Below are 25,574 nucleotides of genomic sequence, written 5' to 3' on the forward strand. Positions count from 1 at the left end.
TTTCCGCGGAGCCCGCGGCGGGGGCATGATCGCCCTATGCCTGACGCCCCCTTCACCTACCCCGATGTCGGCGCCACCCGTGGCCCGCTCCCCGCAGGCTACGACCACCTGGAGGTGCGCCGCGCCATCGCCAAGGGCGAGAGCGAGTTCCGCCGCCTCGGCGACGCCGTCCTCGCCTACCGCATGCAGCGCGGCCTCGGCATCTTCCGCGGCGCCGACACCCCCGTCGCGGAGCCCGGCAGCCTCGTCACCGTCCGCCTCGGCGCGGGCCCCGTCGGCATCCCCGCCCCCTGCCGCGTCGTCTACGTCCTCGACGAACCCGACCGCCGCGGCTTCGCCTACGGCACCCTCCCCGGCCACCCCGAATCCGGCGAGGAGCTCTTCGCCGTCGAGTACGACCGCCCCACCGACACCGTCTACGGCCTCGTCACCGCCTTCTCCCGCCCCGCCGCCTGGTACACCCGCCTCGCGGGCCCGCTGGGCCGCTTCGCCCAGCGCACCGCCGCCGCGGCCTACCTGGCGACGCTCCGCCGCACCCCCGTCGGCTGGCAGTAGGGCGTCCCGAACATCTCCAGCGAACCCGCTCACTCGCTGCGGGCGACCACAGCGCCGGCTCGCCGAGCAGTATGGGCACCGCCGAACTCCCGACCGGGTGGCGCATGCGGGCATTCCGGTCGGCATCCGTACGGAGCAATGCCCGGCGGCCCGGGACTGCCGGACCGGCCGAGACCGCGGCCGCCGCCGACCAGCCGCGCGCGACGCGGGCAGGTCGGCAGGATCACCGGGCCGGTGCGATCAGGGTGATCACCACGGCCAGGCAGCCCACGATCGCGACCACGGTGGCGGCGAGCGCGATCGTGCGGTCGGCGCCGGCGAATCGGCCGTGCCTGAGGTCGCGTGCGCGGCGGAAGCCCGCGGCCGCCAGGACGCCCATGACGACCGCCGCCGCGCACGGCACGAGCGCTCCCGGTGCCCAGCCCCGGTGCAGCGCGGCGTTTCCGAGCAGGAGCGCGAGGGCGGCAGCGCCGATCGCGGTGCGTCGCCACGCCAGCACGGTGCGTTCGACGGCAAGGCCGGTGTCGGCGTCGCTCATTCGATCAGCACCGCGAGCGCGGCGATGAAGGCGATGACGGCGATCCCGACGGCGAGGATCGGCACCATCACCGTCTCCGGGAGCGCCCGCCCGGCGTGCATCGCCCGCGTCACCCGGCGCCAGCGCAGCAGCGCGCCCACCGCCAGCACGACGGCGAGCGCGACGCAGCTCACCGCGATCGCCCGGCGGAACCCGGTGACCTGGAACGGCTGCACCAGGGTGTGCACCGCGACACCGCCGGCGAGCAGGCCGAGCGAGGTGCGGATCCAGGCCAGGAAGGTGCGCTCGTTGGCGAGCGTGAACCGGTAGTCGACCTCCGGCCCCGATCCGTTCTCCGCCTCGTCCACACCACTCCCTTCGCCGCCCGCCGCAGAGCCGGGACCCGCGATCATGCGCGCGGGTGCGCCTGATCGTGCACCTTGCGCAGCCGCTCGATCGACACGTGCGTGTAGAGCTGCGTGGTCGCCATGCTCGCGTGCCCGAGCAGCTCCTGCACCACCCGCAGATCCGCGCCGCCCTCCAGCAGGTGGGTCGCGGCCGAGTGCCGCAGCCCGTGCGGCGCGAGGTCCGGTGCGCCGGGGATGGCCGAGACCACCTCGTGCACCACCGTCCGCGCCTGCCGCTGGTCCAGCCGCTTCCCGCGCCGCCCCAGCAGCAGCGCCCGCCCGGAGGCCGGGACCGCGAGGGCGGGGCGGCCGTAGCGCAGCCAGTCGTCCAGTGCGGCGTCGGCGGGTTTGCCGAAGGGCGCGGAGCGCTCCTTGTTGCCCTTGCCGAGCACCCGCAGCACGCGGCGCTCCCGGTCCAGGTCGTCGATGTCGAGCCCGCACAGCTCGCCCACCCTGACGCCGGTGGCGTAGAGCAGCTCCACGATCAGCCGATCACGCAGCGCCATCGGATCCCGCTGCGCCGCTCCCGATTCCGCGGCGTCCATCGCCGCGGCGGCGTGTTCGGTGTTCAGCACCGCGGGCAGGGTGCGCGGGCGCTTCGGCGCCGCGAGCCGCAGGCCGGGGTCGGCGGCGAGCCGTCCGGTCGCCGTGAGCCACGCGGTGAAGGTCCGCGCCGACGACGCGCGGCGCGCCACGGTCGTCCGCGCCACCCCGGCCGTCGACTGCTCCGCCAGCCAGGAGCGGAGCAGCGCCAGATCCAGCTCGCGCACCGCCGAATCCGCCGCCCGCGCCACCAGGTGCGCGAGCAGCGACCGCGCGTCCCCCACATACGCCCGCACCGTGTGCGCCGAGCGATTGCGCCCCAACCGCAGGTGCCGCTCGTATTCGCCGAGCAGCGCGCACAGATCGTCGGGCAGAGCCTCCATCCCTCCACCGTGGCGTCCCGACCCCGCGCACGCAAGAAGCCGCGCCGCTCCGGGCGAAGCGCCTCGCGCGCGCCCGAGCGAGTGATCGCACTGGTCCATCACAGACCCCTGATCGCGAGTCCCGCGCGCGCCCCGGGCGAGCGCGATGAACCGCGCGGGCGGCCGTGGTGTCCCGCGGACCCCCCGACAGGTCCGCGGGACAGTCAGTCACGCGGAGTTCGATGCCTGCCGGTCCCCTGCACCCCGACATCGTCGAGGCGCAGGGGGCCGGCTTCGCTTATCACCTCCTCCACATCGGTGACGAGGACCGCCTCCCCCTCGCGGATCATGCGGTGGCAGCCGACCGAGAGCGCCGAGGTGACCGGGCCGGGAACGGCCAGGGTGGGGCGGCCGAGGCGGCGGCCCCACTTGACCGTGTTGCGGGCACCGCTGCGGACTCCCGCCTCGGTGACCAGGACGGCGTCGGCCAGCCCGGCGATCAGGCGGTTGCGGGAGAGGAAGTGGTGGCGGTGGGCGGGGGTGCCCGGCGGGTACTCGCTGACGACCAGGCCGGTCTCAGCGATCTCGGCCAGCAGGCGGTCGTGCTGCAGCGGGTAGGGGCGGTCGAGGCCGCAGGCGAGGACGGCGACGGTGGTGCCGCCGACGGCGAGCGCGGCGCGGTGCGCGACGGCGTCGATGCCGTAGGCGGCGCCGGAGACGACGGTCCAGCCGCGCGCCGCGAGATCACCGGCGATCTCGCTGGTGGCGTGCGCGCCGTAGCCGCTGGCGCAGCGGGTGCCGACCACCGCGACGGCCCGCTCGGTGCACGCGGTCAGCGATGCCGCGCCGCGCACCCACAGCACGAGCGGCGTCGAGCCGTCCGGGTCGTCGGTCAGTCGCGAGAGGCCGAGCATGCGCCAGGCGGGCCACTCGGGGTCGTCCGGCGTCACCACCCGGCCGCCGAGCCGGACGATGGCCGCGAGGTCGTCGGCGACCCGGTCCACGGAGCGGCGGGCCTCGGTCGGGCCGCGCAGCGCCGCGGGCAGGTCGCGTTCGCGTACGGCCCTGGCCGCCTCGAGCACGCCGACCGCGTCGATCAGCGCGGCCAGCGGGGCGCACGGGCCGAGGACGACGCGGGAGAGGTAGACCCAGGCGAGGATCCGCTCCTCGGGGGTGCTCACGGCGTGCCCCGCTGCCGGAACCGCAGCGCGGCCTGCACGTCCTGCTCCGTCGGCCGGTCGCTGCGGCGCAGATCGCACAGCGTCCACGCGACCCGGAGCGCGCGGTCGGCGCCGCGCGCCGAGACCCGGCCGACTCGCATCGCCCGCTGCACCGGGGCCAGCGTTTCGGCGGGCAGCGCCGAACGGCGGCGCAGCACGTGGCCGGGGACCTCGGCATTGGTCGACCATCCGTCGGCGCGCCAGCGCGCGGCGGCCCGCTCGCGGGCCTCCACGACCCGCGCCCTGACCTCCGCGCTGGACTCCGCGGGCTCGGTCGCGAAGGGCGCGCTCTGCTCACCGTTCATCCGGACCCAGAGGTCGATCCGGTCGATCAGCGGGCCGGAGAGCTTGCCGAGGTAGCGGCGGCGCACGGCAGGCGTGCAGCGGCAGTCCACGTCCCGCGCCGGGGCGCACGGGCACGGGTTCGCGGCCAGGACCAGTTGAAACCGGGCCGGATAGCGCGCGACGCCATCCCGCCTGGCCACCCTGACCTCGCCCTCCTCCAGCGGGAGCCGCAGCGACTCCAGCACCTTCCCGCCGATCTCGGCGCACTCGTCGAGGAAGAGCACCCCGCGGTGCGCCCGCGAGACCGCGCCGGGGCGGGCCATGCCGGAGCCGCCGCCGATCATGGCGGTCACCGAGGTCGAGTGGTGCGGTGCGACGAAGGGCGGGGTGGTGAGCAGCGGCCGGTCGCCCGCGAGGGCACCCGCCAGCGAGTGGATGGCGGTGACCTCCAGCGCCTCGGCATCGGTGAGCGGCGGGAGCAGGCTCGGGAGGCGCTGCGCCAGCATGGTCTTTCCGATGCCCGGCGGCCCGGTGAGCAGCAGGTGGTGCCCACCGGCGGCGGCCACCTCCAGGGCGTACCTCGCCTCCTGCTGGCCGGTCACCTCACCCAGGTCGCCGCCGGTGAGCGCCTGGCCGGGTCGGACACCGTCGGGTTCGGCCAGCGCGCCGTCGCCGCGCAGCCAGGCGAGCAGGGCGCGCAGGTCGGGTGCGCCGAGGACCTCGATGCCGTCGACCAGCCCGGCCTCGGCGAGCGCCGACTCCGGGACCACCACCGTCGGCACCCCGGCGACCCGCGCGGCGAGCACCGCGGGCAGGATGCCGCGCACCGGGCGCACCCGGCCGTCCAGCGCCAGCTCGCCGAGGAGCACCGACTTCGCCAGCCGATCACCGGGGATGCCGCCGCCCGCGTGCAGCACCGCGACGGCGAGCGCCAGGTCGTAGACGCTGCCGAGCTTGGGCAGGGTGGCCGGGGAGAGCGCCAGGATGACCCGGCCGTCCGGCCATTTCTCGCCGGAGTTCACCACCGCGGCGCGGATGCGGTCGCGCGATTCCTGGAGCGCCGCGTCCGGCAGCCCGACCAGGTGCACCGACGGCAGCCCCTGGCCGATGTCGGCCTCCACCTCGACCAGCTGACCGTCCACCCCGGCGACGGCGACCGAGTGCGCGCGTCCGAGCGCCATCAGAACACCGACTGCAGGTGGTCGACGACGGGCTGGTGGCCGCGCTGCAGCAGCACCGACACCACGTCGAAGCGGAGCCGCCGCCACGGCCGCTCCTGCTCGGCCAGCCAGAGCAGGGCCAGGCGCCGGATGCGCTGCCGCTTGGCGAAGGTGACCGCCTCGGCGGGGATTCCGAAGCCGAGCCCCGAGCGGGTCTTCACCTCGACGAAGGCGGTGAGCTCCGGCGTACTGGCGATCAGGTCGAGTTCGCCGTAGCGGCAGCGCCAATTGCGGGCGACGATCTCCATGCCCGAGGTTTCCAGGTAGCGGGCGGCGAGTTCTTCGCCGTAGGCGCCGAGGGCGCGGCGGTCGGCGCCGTTGGCCGGGCGCGGCACCGCGGCCGCGATGGCCGCCAGCGAGGGCGCGGGGAGCGGGGCCGGGCTGTCAGCTGCCAGGATTTCGTTGGTCACGCCGCTCAGCGTGGCGCGTCCCCCCGCCCTTCCCCTCCGCGCCGACCTGGGGAAACGAATTCCCTGTGGATCAGCGCGCCCCTGTGCACAACCGGGCGCTACTCGGGCAGCCGCAGGTCGGTTTTCTCCAGCTCTTCGATGTTCACGTCCTTGAAGGTGATCACGCGGACGTGCTTGACGAAGCGCGCGGGCCGGTACATGTCCCAGACCCAGGCGTCGCTCATCCGCACCTCGAAGTACACCTCGCCGTCGGCGTTCTGCGGGCGCAGCTCGACCGAATTGGCCAGGTAGAAACGCCGCTCCGTCTCCACCACGTACGAGAACTGACCGACGATGTCCTTGTACTCCCGGTACAGCGAGAGCTCCATCTCGGTTTCGTACTTCTCGAGGTCCTCGGCACTCATCGGGTGGGACGTCCTCCTTCTCGCCGCAGTGCGTCGTCGGGGGTAATCATCGCGCATGCGCCGGCGCGGCAGCCATCCGGAGGTCATCCCCGGCCGCCGCGGGGTGCGGTTCGCCGAGCTCGCGCACGTTCTTCCAGCTCCGCCGGTGTTCGCTGCACGGCCCGAGGCGGCGCAGCGCCTCGGTGTGCTCGGCGGTGTTGTAGCCCTTGTGCGCGGCGAAGCCGTAGCCGGGGAAGCGCGCGTCGAGCCCGGTCATGATCCGGTCCCGGGTGACCTTGGCCAGGATGCTGGCGGCCGCGATGCAGGCGGCGGTCGCGTCGCCGCCGATCACCGGCAGCGACGGCACCGGGATGCCCGGCACCCGGAAGCCGTCGGTGAGCACGTACCCGGGGGTGCGCGTGAGCCCGGCGACGGCCCGGCGCATGCCCTCGATGTTCGCGACGTGGATGCCGATCGCGTCCACCTCCCAGGCGGGCACGGTGACCACGGTCCAGCTCAGCGCGAGCCGGGTGATCACCGGGTACAGCTCCTCGCGGACCGCCTCGGTGAGCTTCTTGGAGTCGTCGAGCCCGGCCAGCCGGTCGTAGCCCTTCGGCGGCAGCAGGCAGGCGGCGACCACCAGCGGGCCCGCGCACGGGCCGCGGCCCGCCTCGTCGACGCCCGCCACCGGGCCGAGGCCGCTGCGGATCAGCGCGGCCTCCAGCGTGCGCAGCCCGCCCGCCGGGCGCATGACGACGCGCGGCGGCCACTTCCCCGATCGGATCACTGAACTCTGCCCCACCACTGCGATTATGCTGCGGCCACCGACAATTCGGCTCGCCGGGTCACTCGGACTGCGGGTTCTCCGCGCTCACCGGGCCCATCCGGCCGGGCGGCCAGATCTTGAAGACGGTCATGCCGCGCACGTTCTCGATCGGGACGGTGCCCTGCAATTCGTCGCCGACGTGCGCGCGGGAGTCCGCCGACTCGTTGCGGTTGTCGCCCATCACCCACAGGTGCCCCTCCGGCACGGTGACCGGCCCGAACACCCGGCCCGCCGGGTACACGGCGTTCGCCTGCCCCTGGCGCCAGGCGAAGTCGTCCTGCACGTACGGCTCGTCCAGCGGCTTGCCGTCCACGGTGACCCTGCCCTGCGCGTCGCAGCACTGCACGGTCTGGCCGCCGACCGCGATCACCCGCTTCACCAGGTCGTTCTCGTCCGGCGGGACCAGGCCGAACCAGGAGAAGAAGTTCTGCACGCCGCGCACCACCGCGTTGTCCGAGCGGATCGACCGGTAGTTGGTGTTCCAGCTCGGCGGGCCGACGAAGACGACGACGTCGCCCGGCTCCGGGTCGGCGGTGTAGTAGCTGATCTTCTGCACGTAGATGCGGTCGCCGATGGCGAGCGTCGGGTCCATCGACTGCGACGGGATGACGTACGGGCGCCCGACGAAGGAGACCATGAGCGCGGCGATCACCGCCGCGATGGCGATCAGGATCGGCAGCTCCTGCCAGAACGGCCGCTGCTTGCGCTGCTGCTGCTTGCGCCGCGCCGCCCGGCCGCCCTCCCCCGACCTGCCCTCGCCCGCTCCGGACACGCCCACCGAACCGCTCTCGTCTGCCACGCCGAACAGCGTAGCCGCCGCACTCGAGGACGCCACGCGCACTTCGGCCCGGTACCGGATGAGAATCCGGTACCGGGCCGAAGGAGATCGTCGGCGCGGGGCGCGTCAGCGCGCCCCCGCGCGGAAGCTCAGCGCTTCTCCTTGATCTTGGCGGCCTTGCCGCGCAGGTCACGCAGGTAGTACAGCTTGGCCCGGCGGACGTCGCCGCGGGTCACCACGTCGATGTGGTCGATGTTGGGGCTGTGCACCGGGAAGGTGCGCTCCACGCCGACACCGAACGACACCTTGCGGACCGTGAAGGTCTCGCGGATGCCGCCGCCCTGCCTGCGGATCACGACGCCCTTGAAGACCTGGATGCGCTCCTTGGAGCCCTCGATGACCTTCACGTGCACGTTCAGCGTGTCACCCGGGCGGAAGGCCGGGATGTCGCTGCGCAGCGACTTCTCGTCGACGAAGTCAAGGGTGTTCATTGTCCGTCCTTAACGGTTCATGGTGGAACAGAGGACCCTGGCGGCACTCGCGTGCTCGGCCGGTTCGTGCTCGGTACAAGGGATGCCGGAGCCGGGGAACGGCCCGGGGCAACCCGAACAGTGTGCCAGACGAGCCGGCCGCGTTGAAATCGGGGCCGGTCAGCTCTGCTCGGCGGGCTCGCGGTGGTGGGCGTGCCGGTGCGGCGCTGCGGGCGCGGGCACCACCTTGCGGGCCAGCTCGGCCTCGGCGGCGTGGCGCACGTGGTCGACGTCGGGTTTCCCCGCCACCAGGTCCTGGACGAAGATCTTGGCCCGGATCACCGGACGCCGGTAGCGCCGCTCGCGCACGATGGCGCGCACCATCAGCCTGCGCCGCCGGTCCGCGTACCGCCAGCGTGCCCACGGCGCCCCCGGCCTGCTCAGCCGCAGCGCCCCGACCACGAGCAGCGGCAGGAAGAACATGCCGAAGAGCCCGGTCCAGATCTTGCCCTTGGCGATCACGATCGCCGCGAGCACCAGGTTCACCAGTGCGAAGACCGCGACGACGACCCGGACGGCGAGGCTCGGGTCGGCCCGGAAGTCGTTGATCTCCAGCAGCCAGAGCGGGTGGAAGCCGAGCAGCAGCAGCCCGGTGACGGCGATCGCGACGAACACCGCGTCCACCGAGGTGCGGCCCTGCTTCTCCCAGTACACGTCGCGCAGGTAGAAGATCAGCGCGAACTCGTCGAGCACCAGCGCCGCGCCCACCCCGAAGGCGGCCGCGAGCAGGGCGGCCGTCGAGCGGCTCGCCGTCTCCGAGGTGGAGATCATGCCGATGCCGGAGGCCAGCACCAGGATCACGCCGAACACCACGTGGTGGATGTGCGTGTCACCGGCCCTGACGTTCCCCGGCCACCAGCGCACCTTCGCCCGGATCATCCGCACGCTGATCCGGATGAGCACGAACCCGACGATGAAGCCGAGCAGGAAGCACAGCAGCGGCAACCGGCCCTGGGCGATCACGTCCTGCTCGAGCCATCGCCGCAACACCGCGCTCCTCCCGGTCTACTTGCCGAACCCCGCGCGCCGCATGGCGTCGGCCATGGCACCGTTCGTCGGGGCCGGGCGGCGCTGCTGAGGCTGGTTCTGTCGGCCCTGGCCGCGCCCGTCGCCCTGCGGCTTGCCCTGTCCATTCTGCCTGGGCCTGCCGCCGCCACGGGGGCGATCACCGCGGCCGCCGCGCTCCTCGCGCCCGGCCGGTTTGCCCGGTTCGTCGTCCAGCCGGAGCGAGAGCCCGATGCGCTGCCTGGCCACGTCGACCTCGAGCACCTTGACCTTCACCACGTCGCCGGACTTCACCACGCTGCGCGGATCGTCGACGAAGTTCTTCGACATGGCCGAGACGTGCACCAGCCCGTCCTGGTGCACCCCGACGTCGACGAAGGCGCCGAAGGCGGCGACATTGGTGACCACGCCCTCCAGCACCATGCCGGGCTGCAGGTCGGCGACCTTCTCCACGCCCGCGGCGAACTCGGCGGTCTTGAACTCCGGGCGCGGGTCCCGGCCCGGCTTCTCCAGCTCGGCGATGATGTCGGTGACCGTGGGGACGCCGAAGCGCTCGTCGGTGAAGTCCGCGGGCCGCAGCGCGCGCAGGGCGCGCGGGTTGCCGATGATCTCGGTGATGCCGCCGCCGGTGGAGTCCAGGATGCGGCGCACCACCGGGTAGGCCTCGGGGTGCACGGCGGAGGTGTCGAGCGGGTCATCGCCGTCACGGATCCGGAGGAAGCCCGCGCACTGCTCGAAGGCCTTCGGCCCGAGCCGCGGCACCTCCTTGAGCGCGGTGCGGCTGCGAAACGGGCCGTTCTGGTCGCGGTGCGCGACGATGCTCTCGGCCACCGAGCCGCTGATGCCGGAGACCCGGGAGAGCAGCGGCACCGAGGCGGTGTTCACGTCGACGCCGACGGCGTTCACCGCGTCCTCGACGACCGCGCCCAGCGAGCGGGCCAGCAGCGTCTCGGAGACGTCGTGCTGGTACTGCCCGACCCCGATCGACTTCGGGTCGATCTTCACCAGCTCGGCCAGCGGGTCCTGCAGCCTGCGTGCGATGGAGACCGCCCCGCGCAGCGAGACGTCCATGTCCGGCAGCTCCTGCGAGGCGTAGGCCGAGGCGGAGTAGACCGAGGCGCCCGCCTCGGAGACCACGATCTTGGTCGGCTTGTTCTCCGGGATCCTGGCGATGAGCTCGGCGGCGAGCGCGTCGGTCTCGCGGGAGGCGGTGCCGTTGCCGATCGCGATCAGCTCGACGCCGAACCTGGCGACCAGCGCGGCCAGCACGGCCAGCGACTTCTCGGTCTGCCCCTGCGGCTTGTGCGGGTAGATGACCTCGGTGGCGACCGCCTTGCCGGTGGCGTCCACCACGGCCACCTTGACCCCGGTGCGGTACCCGGGGTCGAGCCCCATGGTGGTGCGGGTGCCCGCGGGGGCGGCGAGCAGCAGGTCGCGCAGGTTGGCGGCGAAGATGTCGACCGCGTCCTTCTCGGCGGCCTGGCGCAGCCGCATCCTGGTGTCGATGCCGAGGCTGACCTGGAGCTTGGTGCGCCAGGCCCAGCGCACGGTGTCGAGCAGCCAGCCATCGGCGGCGCGGCCGCGGTCGGCGATACCGAAGCGGGTGGCGATCCGGCCCTCGTAGACGGTGCGCTCACCCGGCTCCGGCTCCTCGGTGTCCGGCTCCAGTTTCAGCGCGAGAATCTCTTCCTTCTCCCCGCGCAGCAGCGCGAGGATGCGGTGCGACGGCAGCGAGGCGAAGGCCTCGGCGAACTCGAAGTAGTCGGCGAACTTGGCGCCCGCTTCTTCCTTGCCGGGGCGGACGGCCGCGCTGACCCGGCCGCGCTGCCACATGAGCTCGCGCAGCTCGCCGACCAGGTCGGCGTCTTCGGCGAAGCGCTCGACCAGGATGGCGCGGGCGCCGTCCAGCTGCTCGGCGGTGTAACCGGCCGGGTCGGTGGCGGGGTCGCCGATCAGGGCGTCGGCGACCGGCTCGTGCCCGGCCTCGCGCGCGATCTGCGCCTTGGTGCGCCGCTTCGGCTTGAACGGGAGGTAGATGTCCTCCAGCCTGGCCTTGGTGTCGGCGAGCAGCAGCTGCCGGTGCAGCTCGTCGTCGAGCTTGCCCTGGCCGCGAATGGATTCCACGACGGCAGCGCGGCGCTCGTCCAGCTCGCGCAGGTAGTGCAGCCGCTCCTCCAGGGTGCGCAGCTGCGCGTCGTCCAGCCCGTCGGTGGCCTCCTTGCGGTACCGGGCGACGAAGGGGACGGTGGCGCCGCCGTCGAGCAGCTCGACGGCGGCGCGCACCTGGCTCTCCCGGACGCCGAGTTCCTCGGCGAGACGGCGGTCGACGCTGGGCACACCGGGGCTGGGCGGAGCTGAGGTCTCGGGCACTGTCGTCACGAGGCGCCACCCTACCGGCGCCCACCGACGCCGCGGGTCAGGCGTCCGGGCGGGCGAGCAGATCCCGTGCCAGCTCGCGCATTTCGGCCTTGCGCACCTTGCCGGTGACGGTCATCGGGAACTCTTCGACCAGGTGTACGTAGCGCGGGATCTTGTAGTGCGCCAGCTTGCCCGCGCAGTACGCGCCCAGCCGCTCGGCGTCCAGCGGGGCCGCGCCGTCGCGCAGCCGGATCCAGGCCATCAGCTCCTCGCCGTAGGTGGCGTCCGGCACCCCGATCACCTGGGCGTCCAGTACATCCGGGTGGGTGTAGAGGAACTCCTCGATCTCGCGCGGGTAGATGTTCTCCCCGCCGCGGATCACCATGTCCTTGATCCGCCCGGTCACCGCGAGGTAGCCGGCGCCGTCCATGACGGCGATGTCGCCGGTGTGCATCCAGCGCGCGGCGTCCACCGCCTCGGCGGTCTTCTCCGGCTCGCCCCAGTACCCGAGCATCACCGAGTAGCCGCGGGTGCAGAGCTCGCCGGGCTCGCCGCGCGGCAGCGTCCGCCCGGTCGCCGGGTCGACGATCTTCACCTCCAGGTGCGGCCCGACCCGGCCGACCGTGGCGGTGCGCCGGTCGAGGCTGTCGTCGCGGCGGGTCTGGGTGGAGACCGGCGAGGTCTCGGTCATGCCGTAGCAGATCGAGACCTCGACCATGTTCATCCGCTCGATGACCCGCTTCATCACCTCGACCGGGCACGGCGAGCCCGCCATGATGCCGGTGCGCAGCGTCGAGAGGTCGTGCTCGGCGCCCGCGTCGAGCGCGGCGAGCATGGCGATGAACATGGTCGGCACGCCGTAGAGCGAGGTGCAGCGCTCGGCGGCGACCGCGGCCAGGGTGGCCTCCGGGTCGAACGACGGCGCCGGGATGACGACGGCGGCGCCGTGCGTCGTGCTCGCCAGGTTGCCCATGACCATGCCGAAGCAGTGGTAGAAGGGCACCGGGACGCAGATCCGGTCGTGCTCGGTGTAGCCGCAGAGCTCGCCGACGAACCAGCCGTTGTTCAGGATGTTGTGGTGGCTGAGCGTGGCGCCCTTGGGGAAGCCGGTGGTGCCCGAGGTGTACTGGATATTGATCGGGTCGTCGGCGGAGAGCTCGGCGGCGACGGCGGCCAGCCGGGCGGGGTCCGGTGCGGTGGCCGCCAGCGCCGCCCACTCCGGCGAGCCGAGGACCAGCACCGATCGCAGCTCCGGGACCGCGGGACGCACCTCGCCGACCATCGCGACGTAGTCCGAGGTCTTGAAGGACTCCGCGGTCACCAGCACCCCGACCCCGGCCTGGCGGAGCACGAACTCCAGCTCCGAGGTGCGGTACGCCGGGTTGATGTTCACCAGGATCGCGCCGATCTTCGCGGTGGCGTACTGCACCAGGAACCACTCCGCGCAGTTCGGCGCCCAGATTCCGACCCGGTCGCCTGCGCGGACGCCGTGCCCGAGCAGCCCGGTCGCGAGCGCGTCGACCGCGGCGAGCAGCTCGCGGTAGCGCCAGCGGCGGCCGGAGACCCGGTCGACCAGGGCCTCGCGCCCCGGGTGCGCGGCGGCGATCCGCTCGAGGTTGCCCCCGATGGTCTCGCCGAGCAGCGGGGTGTCGGCGAGGCCGCTGTCGTAGGCGGGGGCGGTCACCGGGGGCCGCCCTGGCGGAGCAGGTAGCGCTGCACCTTGCCGCTGGGGGTCTTGGGCAGTGCCTCGACGAAGTGCACCCGGCGCGGGTAGGCGTGTGCGGCGAACTTCTCCTTGACCAGCTTCTGCAGCTCGGCGGCGAGCGCGGTGTCGCCGGTGGCCTCCTGCCGCAGCACGACGAAGGCCTCCAGCACCTCGCCGCGCAGCTCGTCCGGCATCCCGACCACCGCGGCCTCGGCGATCGCGGGGTGCAGCAGCAGCACGCTCTCCACCTCGAACGGGCCGATCCGGTAGCCGGCCATGATGATCACGTCGTCGTCCCTGGCGGAGAAGCGGAAGAAGCCGTCGGCGTCGACGGAGCCCGCGTCGCCGGTGAGGTACCAGCGGCCGTCCGCGGTGAAGCGCTGCGCGGTGCGCTCGGGGGCGTCCAGGTAACCGGTGAACCAGAGCAGCGGGCTGTTCCGAGTGTCGATGGCGACCCGGCCGAGCTCGCCGGTGGGCGCCTCGGTGTCGGCGTCGTCGGCGAGGACCGCGCAGTGCCAGCCGGGCAGCTGCCTGCCCATCGAGCCGAGCGGAACGGTGGCGTCCAGCGCCTCGTGCCAGGCATTGCAGATCACCATGCCGTGCTCGGTCTGGCCGTAGTGGTCGCGGACCGGGACGCCGAGCGTCCGCGCCGACCAGGCCACCACCTCGGGGGTGAGCGGCTCGCCCGCCGACGAGGCGCGGCGCAGCGCGATCCCCTCCGGCGCGGGTTCGGCGCGCAGGGCCCGGTAGACGGTGGGTGCGGCCGCGAAGTTGGTGACGCCGAAGCGCTCCAGCACCTGCCAGGTGAGCGCGGGCGAGAACGGCGCGTGCAGCAGCAGGGAGCGGATCCCGGACGCCAGCGGCGCCAGGATCGCGTAGTACAGCCCGTAGGCCCAGCCGGGGTCGGCGGCGTTCCAGAAGACGTCCTCCGGCCGGACGTCCAGCGCGAACTCCTGGTAGGCGTGGAAAGAGGCCAGCGCGCGCAGCGGGATCGGCACGCCCTTCGGGGTCCCGGTGGTGCCGCTGGTGAAGAGCTGCACCAGCGGGCCGTCGCCGCCCACGGTCACCGCGGCGGCGCGCGGGTCGGCGGCGGAGTACCGCGCGAGCAGCTCCTCGAAGCGCAGCGCGCCCGGCTGCTCGCCGCCCGCGACGATCACGCCCCACGGCGCGTCGGCCGGGATGTCGTCGCCGGGGCGCAGCTTCGCGGCCTGGTCGGCGTCGGCGACCACCCAGCGCGCCGCGCTCGCGGTGAGCCGGAAGGCGATGGCGGGCGGGGCGAAGGCGGTGAAGAGCGGGACGTGTACCGCGCCGCGCCGCCAGATGCCGAGCAGCGCGACCACCAGGTCGGCCGACTTGGCCATCAGCGTGGCCACTCGGTCGCCGGGGCCGACGCCGAGCTCGGCCAGCGCGGCGGCGAACCGCTCCGAGCGCTCGCGCAGCTCGCCGTAGGTGAGGTCGGTGTGGCGCAGGTCGGGATCGACGACGGTGACCGCGACCCGGTCGGCCGGGTGCCGGTCGCAGAGCAGCACCGCGGCGGTCGCGGCCGGGCCGTCGTAGGTCGCCAGCAGAGTGCTCACCCGCTGGTCCGGGGTGCTGTCGAGCGTGGCCGGTTCGGTCACCATGTGGTCCTCCCTCGTGCGGCTCCGGCCGCGCGCCGGAGTCCGCCTAGAATGTGGGACACGTCACGTCCCGCACTACCCCCGAAAAGGGGTGACCTTCGAATGAGCCGCGATCGTGCGCCCGGTGGGCACCTGCTCCGCCCGCGCGACGGTGACGCGTTGCGCGCGGCGCTGCGGCTGGTGGCCGGGGAGGCGGGGGTGCCGGTGGCGTTCGGCGGCGAGGTCGCGCGGGATGCGCTGCTGCTCTCGGAGTTCGTCGGCACCACGACCAACGCGCTGCGCGGGCTCACCGTGCTCCGGATGTCCGGCCTGGGCGGGCAGGTCATGGACACCGGCGCCCCCGCCTCGGTGGCCGACTACCGCAGCGCCTCCTCCATCACGCACGACTACGACCGGCCGGTGCTCGGCGAGGGCATCCGCTCGGTGCTCGCGGTGCCGGTGGTGGTGGACCGGGAACCCCGCGCGGTGCTGTACGCCGCGAACCGCGGCGGCTCCCCGCTCGGCGGCCGCACCGCCGAGCTGATGATCGGGGCGGCGCGGCACCTGGCCCGCGAGATCACCGTCCGCGACGAGGTGGACCGGCGGCTGCGGCTGCTCCGGCTCGCCGACCCGGCGCCCGCGGGCGCGGACAGCGAGGAGCTGCGCGATATCCACGCCGAGCTCAGGGAGATCGCGGGCGCCGTGGCCGACCCCGCGCTGCGCGCCCGCGTCGACGCCGTCGGCGACCGGATCACCCGCATGCTCGCGGGCGCCCCCGCCGTCGACGCGCCCCGGCTCTCCCGCCGGGAGCTCGACGTGCTCGCCCAGATCGCGCTCGGCTGCACGAATCAGGAGGCGGCGGCGCGGCTCTCGGTCGGCGCGGAGACGGTGAAGAGCTACCTGCGCAGCGCTATGAGCAAGTTGGACGCGCACACCAGGGTGGAGGCGGTCGCCAGGGCGCGGCGGGCCCGGCTGCTGCCGTAGACCCTGTCGGTGGGGCGTGCAATGATCCTCGCCGACACGTACCTCGGGGGAGGAGTTCGGCATGGGGTGGAATCGAGCGGTCCGGGCGGTGGCCGCGTTCGGGCTGGTACTGCTGCTGGCGGCGTGCGGGGGTGCCGCGGGGTCGCGGCCGCCGGGCGGGCTGGAGCTGTCCGGGATCCGCGCCGTCGAGCTCGGCGCCTTCGACGACGCGGGGGTGACCGATTCCGGCATCTACACCGTGCGCGGTACCACGATCCTCGGCCGGAGTCCGGGGGGCGAGCAGCGGTGGACGATCCAGCGGGCCGGGAGCGCCCCCGACCGGCAGCGGACGACGGCGCTGCCCTTCAGCGACGTGCTGCTGGTGCGCTGGACGAACTCTCCCGGCTTCGTCGCCTACTCCGCCGAGACCGGGGCCGAGCTGTGGAGCACCGCCGCCGACCTGTGGTGGGAGAGCGGCATCGAGGAGGGCAGGGTCGTGCTCCGCGACCCGGCGACGAACCGGCCGCGCTGGACGGCCGACCCGGCACGGTGGGGCTGCGCCCCGCCGTTCACCGAGGACGACCTCTCCGTGCTGCTGACGCGGGAGGTCGCGCTGCTGCGCTGCCCCACCCGCTTCGCGCAGGACGGCACCGGGCTCGACCTCGCGGTCGCCGCGTTCGACCGGCTCACCGGCGCCGAGCTGTGGGCGCGCACGTTCACCGGAACCGACACCGTCGTGGTCGATTCGTCCGACACCCTGACGCTGAAGTCCGACGCCGAGCGGGTGTTCCTCGCGCTGCGGAGCGGCGAGGAGCTCGGCCGTCAGGCGGTCGGCGAGAAGTCCCGCTACCGCTTCGCCCGCCCGGGCGGCACCGCGCTGATCATGGACAGCTCGGTGCTGGCGCAGAACACCGAGATGCGGTTCGTGGAGCCGGACGGCGGGGTGCGCTGGACCGCGCCGCTCGATGCGGGAGAGGAGGTGCTGATGAGCACCGAATCCCCCGACGGCGTGCTGCTGGCGACGCTGCGGCCGCGCGGCGGGGCGCGCGACGACGGGTCGCTGGTCGCCTACGACCTCCGGACCGGTGAGCGCACCCACCTCGCGGGGCCGCGACCGACGGCGCGCGGGGAGGAACCGGCGCTGGCCATGCCGGTCGCGCAGACCGCGCGGCTGCACGCCGCGCCCTGGGGTGTGCTGGTGCCCGGTGCGGACGGGCGGGCCGCGGTGATCCCGTCCGGCTGAGCGGGCGCGCCGGCCCGATCGGTCGGGCTGGGTCGCGTGCGCGGCCAGTCCGGGTCGCGTGCACGGTCGGGCGGGTCGCGTGCGCGGTCAGGCCGGGTCACGGGCGTGGTCAGGCCGGGTCACGGGCGCGGTAAAGCCGCATCACGGGCGCGGTCAGGCCGGGTCGGGGACGCCGTCGTCGCCGGGGAGCAGGTCGGGTCTGCGGGCGCGGGTGCGCTCCAGCGCCCGCTCGTGCCGCCAGGCCGCGATCTTGGCGTGGTCGCCGGAGAGCAGGATCGGCGGCACCTCGAGATCGCGCCACACCACCGGACGGGTGTAGCTGGGGCCCTCGAGCAGGCCGTCGGAGAAGGAGTCCTCCCGGTGCGACTGCTGGTTGCCCAGCACGCCGGGCAGCAGCCGGACCACCGCCTCGACCATCACCAGGACGGCGGCCTCACCGCCGATGAGCACGTAGTCACCGATGCTCACCTCCTCGACCCGCACCCGGCGCGCGGCATCGTCGAAGACCCGCTGGTCGATGCCCTCGTACCGGCCGCAGGCGAAGACCAGGTGCCGCTCGGCCGCCCAGCGCTCCGCGGTGGCCTGCGTGAACGGCACCCCCGCCGGGGTCGGCACCACCAGCAGCGCCTCGTCCGGGCAGACCTCGTCCAGCGCGACACCCCACACGGAGGGCTTCATGACCATGCCCGGCCCGCCGCCGTACGGCGAGTCGTCCACCGACCGGTGCACGTCGTGCGTCCAGTTCCGCAGGTCGTGCACGCCGATCGAGATCAGCCCGCGGTCGATGGCCTTGCCGAGCAGCGCGGCGCGCAGCGGCTCCAGGTACTCGGGGAAGATCGTGAGCACATCCAGTTTCACGACGGCCTCATTCCGGATCGAGCAGCCCCGCGGGCGGGTCGATCACCACGAGGCCGTCGGCCACCGAGACGGTCGGCACGATGGCGGTGACGAACGGGACCAGGATCTCCCTGCCGTCCTCGGCGCGCACCGAGAGCAGCTCGCCCGCGGCCGAGTGCAGCACCTCGGTGACGGTGCCGACGGCGGTGCCGTCGGTGAGCCGCACCGCGAGCCCCTCGAGTTCGTGGTCGTAGAACTCGTCCGGGTCCTCGCTCGGCGGCAGGTCGGCGCTGTCCACCAGAAACAGCGTGCCGCGCAGCGCGTCCGCCGCGTCGCGACCGTCCACCCCGCGCAGACGCACGAGAAGCCGGCCCGAGTGCTCTCGGGCCGACTCCACGGTGAACTCCGTGCCCCCGGTGCGCGCCCGCGGCGGCCTGCCGAGCAGGACGGCGCCGGGCGCGAAGCGGGCGCCGGGATCGTCGGTGCGGATCTCGACGACGAGTTCGCCGCGCACGCCGTGCGACTTGGCGACCCGTCCGACGACGAGTTCCATCTACGCGTCGGTGTCGACCACGTCGACCCGGATGCCGCGGCCGCCGATCCCGGCGACCAGCGTGCGCAGCGCGGTGGCGGTGCGGCCGCCGCGGCCGATGACCTTGCCCAGGTCGTCCGGGTGCACGTGCACCTCGACGGTGCGGCCGCGCCTGCCGGTGATCAGCTCGACCCGGACATCGTCCGGGTTGGCGACGATGCCGCGCACCAGGTGCTCCACGGCATCGGCGACGACCACGCTCATTACTCGGCGGCTTCGGTCGACTCGGCCGCAGCGTCGTCGGCCTTCTTCGCCTTCTTCTTCGGCGTCACGGCCTCGGCGGAGGGCTCGTTGTCGGCGGCGGCCAGCGCGGCGTTGAACAGGTCCAGCTTGCTCGGCTTGGCGGGCTTCACCTTGAGGGTGCCCTCCGCGCCCGGCAGGCCCTTGAACTTCTGCCAGTCACCGGTGATCTCCAGCAGCCGCTGCACGGGCTCGGTGGGCTGGGCGCCGACGCCGAGCCAGTACGCCACGCGCTCCGCGTCGATCTCGATCAGCGAGGGCTCTTCCTTGGGGTGGTACTTGCCGATCGACTCGATGGCCCGGCCGTCGCGGCGGGTGCGGGCGTCGGCGACGACGACGCGGTACTGCGGGTTGCGGATCTTGCCCAGGCGGGTGAGCTTGATGCGAACAGCCATGGCTGTGAGTTCTGCCTTTCGGTGGTGGCCGCCGCGGGGGCGGCCGAATGGTCACTGCGCGATTCAGCGACCCCGCACGGTCTGCGGGTCCGGTTTCGCGCTCGAAGTGTGTGACCGCCGCGCGGTACGGAACCGGAGACGGGCTGACACGCGTCCAGAAGGACGGTGGATCATTGTGCCAGACGGGGGCGGTCCGCCCGAAATCGGCTCGGTCAGCTCCGTCGGTAGCTGAGCAGCACCACGCCGGAGCGGAAGGCCATGGACTCGGCGAGCCGCAGCGGCGGCACCCCGGTGGCGTCCGCGAAGAGCCGGGCGCCGGAGCCGACCACCACCGGGTAGACGAAGAGCCGGTACTCGTCCACCAGGTCCGCGGCGATGAGCGCGTGGCACAGCCGGATGCTGCCGGTGACCACGATGGCGCGACCGGGCCGCGCCTTGATGCCCGCGACCTCCGCGGCGAGCGGGCCGGAGAGGATCTCCGAGTTGGCCCAGCCGGGCTCGGTGAGGGTGCGGGAGACGACGTACTTGGTGACGGAGTTCAGGTGCTCGGTGACGCCGGTGGTGTCGTCGGTCTGCTCGGGCCAGAAGCCGCGCATCTCCTCGAAGGTCCGCCTGCCGAAGAGCACCGCGTCCGAGGCGGCGGCCTGCGCGCGCAGCGCGGCGTCCAGGTCGGCGGTGGCCTCCGGGTCGGTGCCCGCCACCGAGAACCAGTCGGCGGCTTCGATCACACCGTCGAGGGTGATGTTCTGGGTCACGACGAGTTCGCGCACGGGATTCCTTCCGGTCGGTGGCGCTTCTCCCTGTTGTGACGGGCCCGCGGTCCGGAATTCAGCGGTGCGCGGTCACGGGGTCGCGCCGCGGGTAGGGCCTGCCGCGCAGGATCACCGCGCGCGGGGCGGTCAGCGCGGCCGGGTCGGTGCGCGGATCGGTGTCGTAGAGGACGAAATCGGCGGGGGCGCCCTCCTCCAGGACCGGGCGGCCGAGCCAGCGGCGGGCGGCCCAGGAGGCGGCGCCGAGCGCGTCGTGCGCGGAGAGCCCGGCGCCCGCGAGCGCGCCGATCTCGTCGGCGATCCGGCCGTGCCGGATCGAGCCGCCCGCGTCGGTGCCCGCGTAGATCGGCACCCCGGCCTCGTGCGCGCGGCCGACGGTGTCGCGCACCCGGCGGTGCAGGTCGCGCATGTGCGCGGCGTAGACCGGGAACCTGCCCGCGCCGTCGGCGATGCCGGGGAAGGTGTCGATATTGACCAGCGTCGGCACCAGCGCGGTGCCGTGCTCGACCATGAGCGCGACGGTGTCGTCGGTGAGGCCGGTGCCGTGCTCCAGGCAGTCGATCCCGGCATTGATGAGCCCGGGCAGCGCGTCCTCGCCGAACACGTGCGCGGTGACCCTGGCGCCGTTGGCGTGCGCGGCGTCGATCGCCTCCCGCAGCACAGAGTCGCTCCAGAGCGGGCGCAGGTCGCCGACCGCGCGGTCGATCCAGTCGCCGACGATCTTCACCCAGCCGTCGCCGAACCTGGCCTGCTCGGCCACGATCTCCGGCAGGTCGCGCTCGTCGTCCAGCTCGATGCCGAGCTCCCGGATGTAGCGCTTGGGGCGCGCGATGTGCCTGCCCGCCCGGATGATCCGCGGCAGCTCCTCGTGCTCGTCCACGAAGCGGGTGTCGATCGGCGAGCCCGCGTCGCGCAGCAGCAGCGCGCCCGCCTCCCGCTCGGTGACGGCCTGCTCGATCGCGCCGTCCCGGTCCTCGTGCCCGCCGCCGTACCGGATGCCGACGTGGCAGTGCGCGTCCACCAGGCCGGGCACGATCCAGCCGTCCCGCGCGAAGGTCTCGGCACCGGGCACGGGCTCGTAGGTGACCCGTCCCTCGTGCACCCAGAGGTCACGCACCTCGGCCTCGGGCAGAACCACACCTCGCAGATGCACCACGACCTCCTTTGCCCGGACCGTCCCCGCCCGGGACGGTCCACACCCGTGCTGCGGCTCTCTCCCCCGTCACGGAGTTGCCCAGCGCTCTGAAAACCCCGCGCCGCGGGAACCCAGCATCGCGGAGAGAGCCCGCGTCCCGGCTCCCGGACCTCGCGGCCGGGCCGGGCCGGGCCGGGAAACCGCTACTGCTTGGGGAACTTCAGCTTCGAGATGTCGAACCCCTCCAGCCCGGGCGGCAGCTGGTCGAGCCCGGCGGGCATGTTGGAGATGTCGGGCATGCCGGGCGGAAGCCCCGGCATGCCGGGGAAGCCGCCGCGCACCTTCGGCGGGGTCGGGCCGCGCCCGCCCTTCTTGCCCTTCTTCCCCTTGCGGTTGTTCCGCCGGTTGGCGCCGGGCATGCCCATCTGCCTGCCCATGGCCGCCATCATCTTCCTGGCCTCGAAGAACCGGTCCACCAGCTGGTTCACGTCGGAGACCTGGACACCCGAGCCGTTCGCGATGCGCAGCCTGCGGGAGGCGTTGATGATCTTGGGTTCGGCGCGCTCGGCGGGGGTCATGCCGCGGATGATGGCCTGCACCCGGTCCAGCTGCTTGTCGTCGACGGCGGCGAGCGCGTCCTTCATCTGGCCCGCGCCGGGGAGCATGCCGAGCAGGTTGCCGATCGGCCCCATCTTGCGGATGGCGAGCATCTGCTCCAGGAAGTCCTCCAGCGTCAGCTCGCCGCTGCCGATCTTGCGCGCCGCCTCCTCGGCCTGCTGCTGGTCGTAGACCTGCTCGGCCTGCTCGATGAGGGTGAGCACGTCGCCCATGCCGAGGATGCGGCTGGCCATCCGGTCCGGGTGGAAGACGTCGAAGTCCTCCAGCTTCTCGCCGGTGGAGGCGAACATGATCGGCGCGCCGGTGACATTGCGGACCGAGAGCGCCGCACCGCCGCGGGCGTCACCGTCCAGCTTGGTCAGCACCACGCCGGTGAAGCCGACGCCGTCGCGGAACGCCTCGGCGGTGCTCACCGCGTCCTGGCCGATCATGGCGTCGAGGACGAAGAGCACCTCGTCCGGCTGCACGGCATCGCGGATGCCGGAGGCCTGCTGCATCAGTTCGGCGTCGATACCGAGCCGACCCGCGGTGTCGACGATGACCACGTCGTACTGCTTGGCCTTCGCCTCGGCGATGCCGGACTCCGCGACCCGCACGGGGTCGGCGGCCGAGACGCCGAGCTGGTTCTCCCCGCCGAGCCCGGTGCCGGGATGCGGCGCGAAGACCGGGACGCCCGCCCGCTCGCCGACCACCTGCAGCTGGGTGACGGCGCCGGGGCGCTGCAGGTCGCAGGCGACGAGCAGCGGCTGATGGCCCTGCCCGCGCAGCCATTTCGCGAGCTTGCCCGCGAGCGTGGTCTTACCGGCGCCCTGCAGACCGGCCAGCATGATGACGGTCGGCGGGGTCTTGGCCAGGGTGAGCCTGCGGGTCTCGCCGCCGAGGATGCCGACGAGCTCCTCGTTGACGATCTTGACGACCTGCTGCGCCGGGTTCAGCGCCGCCGAGACCTCGGCGCCGTTGGCGCGCTCCTTGATCCGGGCGATGAAGCCGCGCACCACCGGCAGCGCGACGTCGGCCTCCAGCAGCGCCAGCCGGATCTCGCGCGCGGTGGCGTCGATGTCGGCCGGTGACAGACGCCCCTTGCCACGCAGATCCTTGAGGGCACCTGTCAGCCGGTCGGACAGTGATTCGAACACCGATCGCGCTCCTGGACTCGGGGGGACGACATTTCCCGTCCAGGGTAATCGGCGGACGCGGCGTACCACGCGGCGGTCGGTGAACTCCGCCCGCCGGTGCCCGCCGCGGGCTCAGCGCCGCGGCCGCGGGCGCTGGGTCTGGTAGTCGTGGTCCTCCACCGCGACGAGGAACACCGCCTCGCGGCCGGTGAGGCCGAGTTCGGCGGCGGCCGCGTCGAGTTCGCCCGCGCCGTCGGCGCCGCCGGTGGCCACCGCGGAGGCGATGGTCATGGCGGTGACGGCCTGCGGCGCGCTGAGGGTGCGGCCGGGCAGCCAGGACACCACCCAGTTCCCGTTGCCGACGCAGCGGGCGATGTGCCTGGTCCCGTCGCTGGTCATCAGCGACGCCGATACCACCTCCAGCGCCAACGGACCCACCTCTCATCGACGTTTCCGGTCACCCGATAGTAATCTGCGTCACATTCGATGCGGTAGCGGAATCGCGTCGGTGATTCAACCGACAGCCGAATCTCCCGTCTCCTCCGGCTTCTTCGGGGCGGGCTGCGGCACCACCGCCAGCACGCTCCGCTCCAGCGCGGCCCTGCGCTCGGGGGTGTCGCCCGCGCCGAGCTCGAGACAGAAGGTGTCGACGACCGCCGAGCCCATGGTCACCACCTTGGCCCAGCGCACCGAGGCCGCGGACTCCGCGAAGACCGCGGCCAGCCGGGTGAGCATGCCGAGCCGGTCCTCGGCGCGCAGCTCCATGATCACCCGGCCCGGCGCCGACCCCTCCGACCAGATCACCCGCGGCTGCGCCTGCGCGTAGGGGCCGGGGCCGGGGCCGTCGGCGTCGCGTTCGCGCTTGGCCAGCACCGCGCCCGGGTCGAGGTCGCCCGCCATGGCGCGGATGAGTTCCTGGCGCAGCAGCCCGGCGTCCGGCGGGCCGCCGAAGCGCGGGGTCACCACGAAGGTGTCGACGGCCGACTCCCCCTCGACGCCGAGCGCGGCCGAGAGCACCCGCAGCGAGTGCAGCGCGAGCACCCCGGCGGCGTCCGAGAGCAGCCCCGGCGCGTCCGGGGCGATCACCGTAACGGTGTGGGTGTGCTTGCCGTCGCCGGGCTGCAGCTCCACGTGCACCCCGCCCGCGGCGGCCTTGGCCAGCAGCTCAGGGGCGATCGGCTCCGGCGCTGGCAGCTCGTCGCCGCGCATGACGGTCCGGCAGCGCCGCACCAGGTCGCCGATGAGCGAGGCCTTCCAGTCGCCCCAGACGCCGGGGCCGGTGGCCAGCGAGTCCGCCTCGGCCAGGGTGTGCAGCAGCTCCAGCAGCTGCACATCGCCGTCGAGCGCGGTCACCACGTGTTCGACGGTGGCCGGGTCGGCCAGGTCGCGGCGGGTCGCGGTGTCCGGCAGCAGCAGGTGGTACCGGACGATGGCGCTGAGCGTGCGCACATCCGAGGGCCAGAGCCCGAGCCTGCGCCCGATGTGCGTGGCCAGCTCGGCGCCGACCACGCTGTGGTCGCCCGCGCGGCCCTTGCCGATGTCGTGCAGCAGCGCACCGAGCGCGAGCAGGTCCGGCCTGGCGACCCTGGTGCTGCCCGCGCCCGCGTAGGCGACGGTCTCCATGAGGTGCCGGTCGACGGTCCAGGTGTGGATGGCGTCCCGGGGCGGCAGGTCGCGCACCGCGCCCCACTCCGGCAGCAGCCTGCCCCAGAGCCCGGTGCGGTCCAGCGCCTCGATCACGCCGATGGCGTTGCGGCCCGCGCCGAGCAGCACGAGCAGGTCGTTCAGGGCGTCCTTGGGCCACGGCTCGCGCAGCTCCGGCGCGTCCTCGGAGAGCCGGTTCAGGGTGGTGGCCGACATCGGCAGCCCGGTGACGGCGGAGGCCGCGGCCACCCGCAGGATCAGCCCGGGGTCGCGCTGCGGCCTGGCATCGCGGGCCAGCACCACCTCGCCCGCGTGCTCGACCACGCCCTCGTCGATCGGGCGGCGCACCGGCATCCGGCGCAGCCGGGCCAGGCCGCGGCGCGGCAGCGCGTTGGCCGCGGTGCGCAGCCCGACATCCACCGAGTAGCTCACCGTGCGCGCCGAGTCGCTGAGCGTCCTGGCCAGGTCGAAGCGGTCGCCGATGCGCAGCGCGGCGCCGATCTCGTCGGCGTCCTGGGCGCGCAGCTGGTCGCGGGCGCGGCCCGCCACCCGGTGCAGCTCGGTGCGCACGTCGAGCAGCCTGCGGTGCGCGTGCTTCAGCCCGCCGCCGGGGACGTCCGGGCCGAGGCCGGGCATGGCATCGGTGAGCTGGGCGATGGCGAGCGCGTCGAGCAGCTGGATGTCGCGGAGCCCGCCGCGGCCGTTCTTCAGGTCCGGCTCGGCCCGGTGCGCGATCTCGCCGCTGCGCTGCCAGCGCGTGCGGGTCTGCGCGATCAGGTCATCGAAGCGGGAGCGGATATTGGTGCGCCACTCCCGGCGCACCCCGCCGATCAGCAGGTTGCTCAGGTCGGCGTCGCCTACGATGTGCCTGGCCTCCAGCATGCCGAGCGCGGCCGGGATGTCGTCGGCGGCGACGCGGAGCGCCTGCGGCACCGTGCGCACGCTGTGGTCCAGCTTGATGTGCGCGTCCCAGAGCGGGTACCAGAGCTGGTCGGCCACCTCGGCCACCCGGGCCGGGTCGACGTCGTCGTGCAGCAGCAGCAGGTCCAGGTCGGAGTAGGGCAGCATCTCGCGCCGCCCCAGCCCGCCGACGGCGACCAGCGCCAGCCCGCTGTCCGGCCCGATGCCGAGCTCGGCGCCCTTGCCGGTGAGCCAGAGGTCGAACAGGTCGACCAGCGCCGACCGCAGTGATTCCGCGTCCAGCCGCGGATTGCGCGGATGGCCCCCCTCGAGCAGCTGAGCCCGTGCCCGGACCAGATCGGCAGCCCCGTTGTTCTGATTGTTGCCCACTACTCACCGCCCGTTCCACGCGCGCGACCC

General features: G+C 73.6%; 26 protein-coding genes. 3 read left to right on the plus strand and 23 right to left on the minus strand.

Going from position 1 to position 25,574, the window contains the following annotated elements:
* Window positions 1-36 precede the first annotated feature (36 nt).
* Complete coding sequence (locus tag ACFUUZ_RS01665) at window positions 37-555, plus strand: DUF1990 family protein (RefSeq protein ID WP_378691284.1); 519 nt, start codon at window positions 37-39, stop codon at window positions 553-555.
* A 223-nt stretch (window positions 556-778) separates the two neighbouring features.
* Here the strand turns inward: ACFUUZ_RS01665 and ACFUUZ_RS01670 are convergent, their stop codons facing one another.
* The 14 genes from ACFUUZ_RS01670 to ACFUUZ_RS01735 form a co-directional block, all read right to left on the minus strand.
* Window positions 779-1,093 carry a DUF202 domain-containing protein gene (locus ACFUUZ_RS01670; RefSeq protein ID WP_378691287.1) on the minus strand — a complete coding sequence of 105 codons (315 nt, stop codon included), beginning with the start codon at window positions 1,091-1,093 and terminating at the stop codon, window positions 779-781.
* Window positions 1,090-1,485, minus strand: a complete 396-nt coding sequence (locus ACFUUZ_RS01675) for a YidH family protein (protein ID WP_378691290.1) — start codon at window positions 1,483-1,485, stop codon at window positions 1,090-1,092. The genes ACFUUZ_RS01670 and ACFUUZ_RS01675 overlap by 4 nt, the downstream gene beginning before the upstream one ends.
* The gene (locus ACFUUZ_RS01680; protein ID WP_378691293.1) at window positions 1,482-2,405 is read right to left on the minus strand and encodes a tyrosine recombinase XerC; all 924 of its coding nucleotides are present in this window, start codon (window positions 2,403-2,405) and stop codon (window positions 1,482-1,484) included. Before ACFUUZ_RS01680 ends, ACFUUZ_RS01675 begins: the two co-directional genes overlap by 4 nt.
* Before the next feature lie 203 nt (window positions 2,406-2,608).
* Window positions 2,609-3,565, minus strand: coding sequence for a DNA-processing protein DprA (dprA, locus tag ACFUUZ_RS01685; RefSeq protein ID WP_378691296.1), 957 nt, complete (start codon window positions 3,563-3,565; stop codon window positions 2,609-2,611).
* Window positions 3,562-5,070: a YifB family Mg chelatase-like AAA ATPase gene (locus tag ACFUUZ_RS01690; RefSeq protein WP_378691299.1), complete on the minus strand. Its 1,509-nt coding sequence runs from the start codon at window positions 5,068-5,070 to the stop codon at window positions 3,562-3,564. The genes dprA and ACFUUZ_RS01690 overlap by 4 nt, the downstream gene beginning before the upstream one ends.
* A complete protein-coding gene (locus ACFUUZ_RS01695; RefSeq protein WP_378691511.1) occupies window positions 5,070-5,444 on the minus strand; it encodes a YraN family protein in 375 nt (124 codons plus the stop codon). Before ACFUUZ_RS01695 ends, ACFUUZ_RS01690 begins: the two co-directional genes overlap by 1 nt.
* A gap of 173 nt (window positions 5,445-5,617) precedes the next feature.
* Window positions 5,618-5,923, minus strand: a complete 306-nt coding sequence (locus ACFUUZ_RS01700; protein WP_019929973.1) for a DUF2469 domain-containing protein — start codon at window positions 5,921-5,923, stop codon at window positions 5,618-5,620.
* A 46-nt stretch (window positions 5,924-5,969) separates the two neighbouring features.
* Window positions 5,970-6,686: a ribonuclease HII gene (locus ACFUUZ_RS01705; protein WP_378691513.1), complete on the minus strand. Its 717-nt coding sequence runs from the start codon at window positions 6,684-6,686 to the stop codon at window positions 5,970-5,972.
* 61 nt (window positions 6,687-6,747) lie between these two features.
* Entirely contained in the window at window positions 6,748-7,527 is a 780-nt protein-coding gene (lepB, locus tag ACFUUZ_RS01710; RefSeq protein WP_378691301.1) for a signal peptidase I, read from the minus strand.
* Between the two features lie 128 nt (window positions 7,528-7,655).
* Entirely contained in the window at window positions 7,656-7,997 is a 342-nt protein-coding gene (gene rplS / locus ACFUUZ_RS01715) for a 50S ribosomal protein L19 (RefSeq protein WP_357027152.1), read from the minus strand.
* A 159-nt stretch (window positions 7,998-8,156) separates the two neighbouring features.
* On the minus strand, window positions 8,157-9,023 hold the full coding sequence (locus ACFUUZ_RS01720) for a hypothetical protein (RefSeq protein ID WP_378691305.1): 867 nt from the start codon (window positions 9,021-9,023) through the stop codon (window positions 8,157-8,159).
* 18 nt (window positions 9,024-9,041) lie between these two features.
* Window positions 9,042-11,420 (minus strand): Tex family protein, encoded by a 2,379-nt coding sequence (locus tag ACFUUZ_RS01725; protein WP_378691308.1) that lies wholly within the window; start codon window positions 11,418-11,420, stop codon window positions 9,042-9,044.
* A 37-nt stretch (window positions 11,421-11,457) separates the two neighbouring features.
* Window positions 11,458-13,083, minus strand: a complete 1,626-nt coding sequence (locus tag ACFUUZ_RS01730; RefSeq protein WP_378691311.1) for an AMP-binding protein — start codon at window positions 13,081-13,083, stop codon at window positions 11,458-11,460.
* Window positions 13,080-14,726 (minus strand): AMP-binding protein, encoded by a 1,647-nt coding sequence (locus ACFUUZ_RS01735; protein ID WP_378691314.1) that lies wholly within the window; start codon window positions 14,724-14,726, stop codon window positions 13,080-13,082. The genes ACFUUZ_RS01730 and ACFUUZ_RS01735 overlap by 4 nt, the downstream gene beginning before the upstream one ends.
* A 99-nt stretch (window positions 14,727-14,825) precedes the next feature.
* On the opposite strand from ACFUUZ_RS01735, the gene ACFUUZ_RS01740 reads away from it, so the two are divergent.
* Together ACFUUZ_RS01740 and ACFUUZ_RS01745 are read left to right on the plus strand one after the other, a co-directional pair.
* Window positions 14,826-15,686 (plus strand): LuxR C-terminal-related transcriptional regulator, encoded by an 861-nt coding sequence (locus ACFUUZ_RS01740; protein WP_378691317.1) that lies wholly within the window; start codon window positions 14,826-14,828, stop codon window positions 15,684-15,686.
* A 61-nt stretch (window positions 15,687-15,747) separates the two neighbouring features.
* Window positions 15,748-16,908, plus strand: coding sequence for a PQQ-binding-like beta-propeller repeat protein (locus ACFUUZ_RS01745; RefSeq protein WP_378691320.1), 1,161 nt, complete (start codon window positions 15,748-15,750; stop codon window positions 16,906-16,908).
* Window positions 16,909-17,061: 153 nt separating this feature from the next.
* Here the strand turns inward: ACFUUZ_RS01745 and trmD are convergent, their stop codons facing one another.
* From trmD to ACFUUZ_RS01790, 9 genes are all read right to left on the minus strand, one after another.
* A complete protein-coding gene (trmD, locus tag ACFUUZ_RS01750) occupies window positions 17,062-17,766 on the minus strand; it encodes a tRNA (guanosine(37)-N1)-methyltransferase TrmD (RefSeq protein WP_378691323.1) in 705 nt (234 codons plus the stop codon).
* Window positions 17,767-17,773: 7 nt separating this feature from the next.
* Complete coding sequence (gene rimM, locus ACFUUZ_RS01755) at window positions 17,774-18,298, minus strand: ribosome maturation factor RimM (RefSeq protein ID WP_378691326.1); 525 nt, start codon at window positions 18,296-18,298, stop codon at window positions 17,774-17,776.
* Window positions 18,299-18,541, minus strand: a complete 243-nt coding sequence (locus ACFUUZ_RS01760) for an RNA-binding protein (RefSeq protein ID WP_233019760.1) — start codon at window positions 18,539-18,541, stop codon at window positions 18,299-18,301.
* Window positions 18,541-18,972 (minus strand): 30S ribosomal protein S16, encoded by a 432-nt coding sequence (gene rpsP / locus ACFUUZ_RS01765; RefSeq protein ID WP_378691329.1) that lies wholly within the window; start codon window positions 18,970-18,972, stop codon window positions 18,541-18,543. Before rpsP ends, ACFUUZ_RS01760 begins: the two co-directional genes overlap by 1 nt.
* A gap of 212 nt (window positions 18,973-19,184) precedes the next feature.
* Window positions 19,185-19,742, minus strand: a complete 558-nt coding sequence (locus ACFUUZ_RS01770; RefSeq protein WP_378691331.1) for a dihydrofolate reductase family protein — start codon at window positions 19,740-19,742, stop codon at window positions 19,185-19,187.
* Between the two features lie 58 nt (window positions 19,743-19,800).
* On the minus strand, window positions 19,801-20,895 hold the full coding sequence (locus tag ACFUUZ_RS01775; protein WP_378691334.1) for an amidohydrolase family protein: 1,095 nt from the start codon (window positions 20,893-20,895) through the stop codon (window positions 19,801-19,803).
* 185 nt (window positions 20,896-21,080) lie between these two features.
* The gene (ffh, locus tag ACFUUZ_RS01780; RefSeq protein WP_378691337.1) at window positions 21,081-22,631 is read right to left on the minus strand and encodes a signal recognition particle protein; all 1,551 of its coding nucleotides are present in this window, start codon (window positions 22,629-22,631) and stop codon (window positions 21,081-21,083) included.
* A gap of 111 nt (window positions 22,632-22,742) precedes the next feature.
* On the minus strand, window positions 22,743-23,009 hold the full coding sequence (locus ACFUUZ_RS01785) for a hypothetical protein (protein WP_378691339.1): 267 nt from the start codon (window positions 23,007-23,009) through the stop codon (window positions 22,743-22,745).
* Between the two features lie 114 nt (window positions 23,010-23,123).
* Entirely contained in the window at window positions 23,124-25,544 is a 2,421-nt protein-coding gene (locus ACFUUZ_RS01790) for a [protein-PII] uridylyltransferase (protein WP_378691342.1), read from the minus strand.
* Window positions 25,545-25,574 lie beyond the last annotated feature (30 nt).

This window comes from Nocardia sp. NPDC057353 (assembly GCF_042667085.1).
Lineage (GTDB): Bacteria > Actinomycetota > Actinomycetes > Mycobacteriales > Mycobacteriaceae > Nocardia.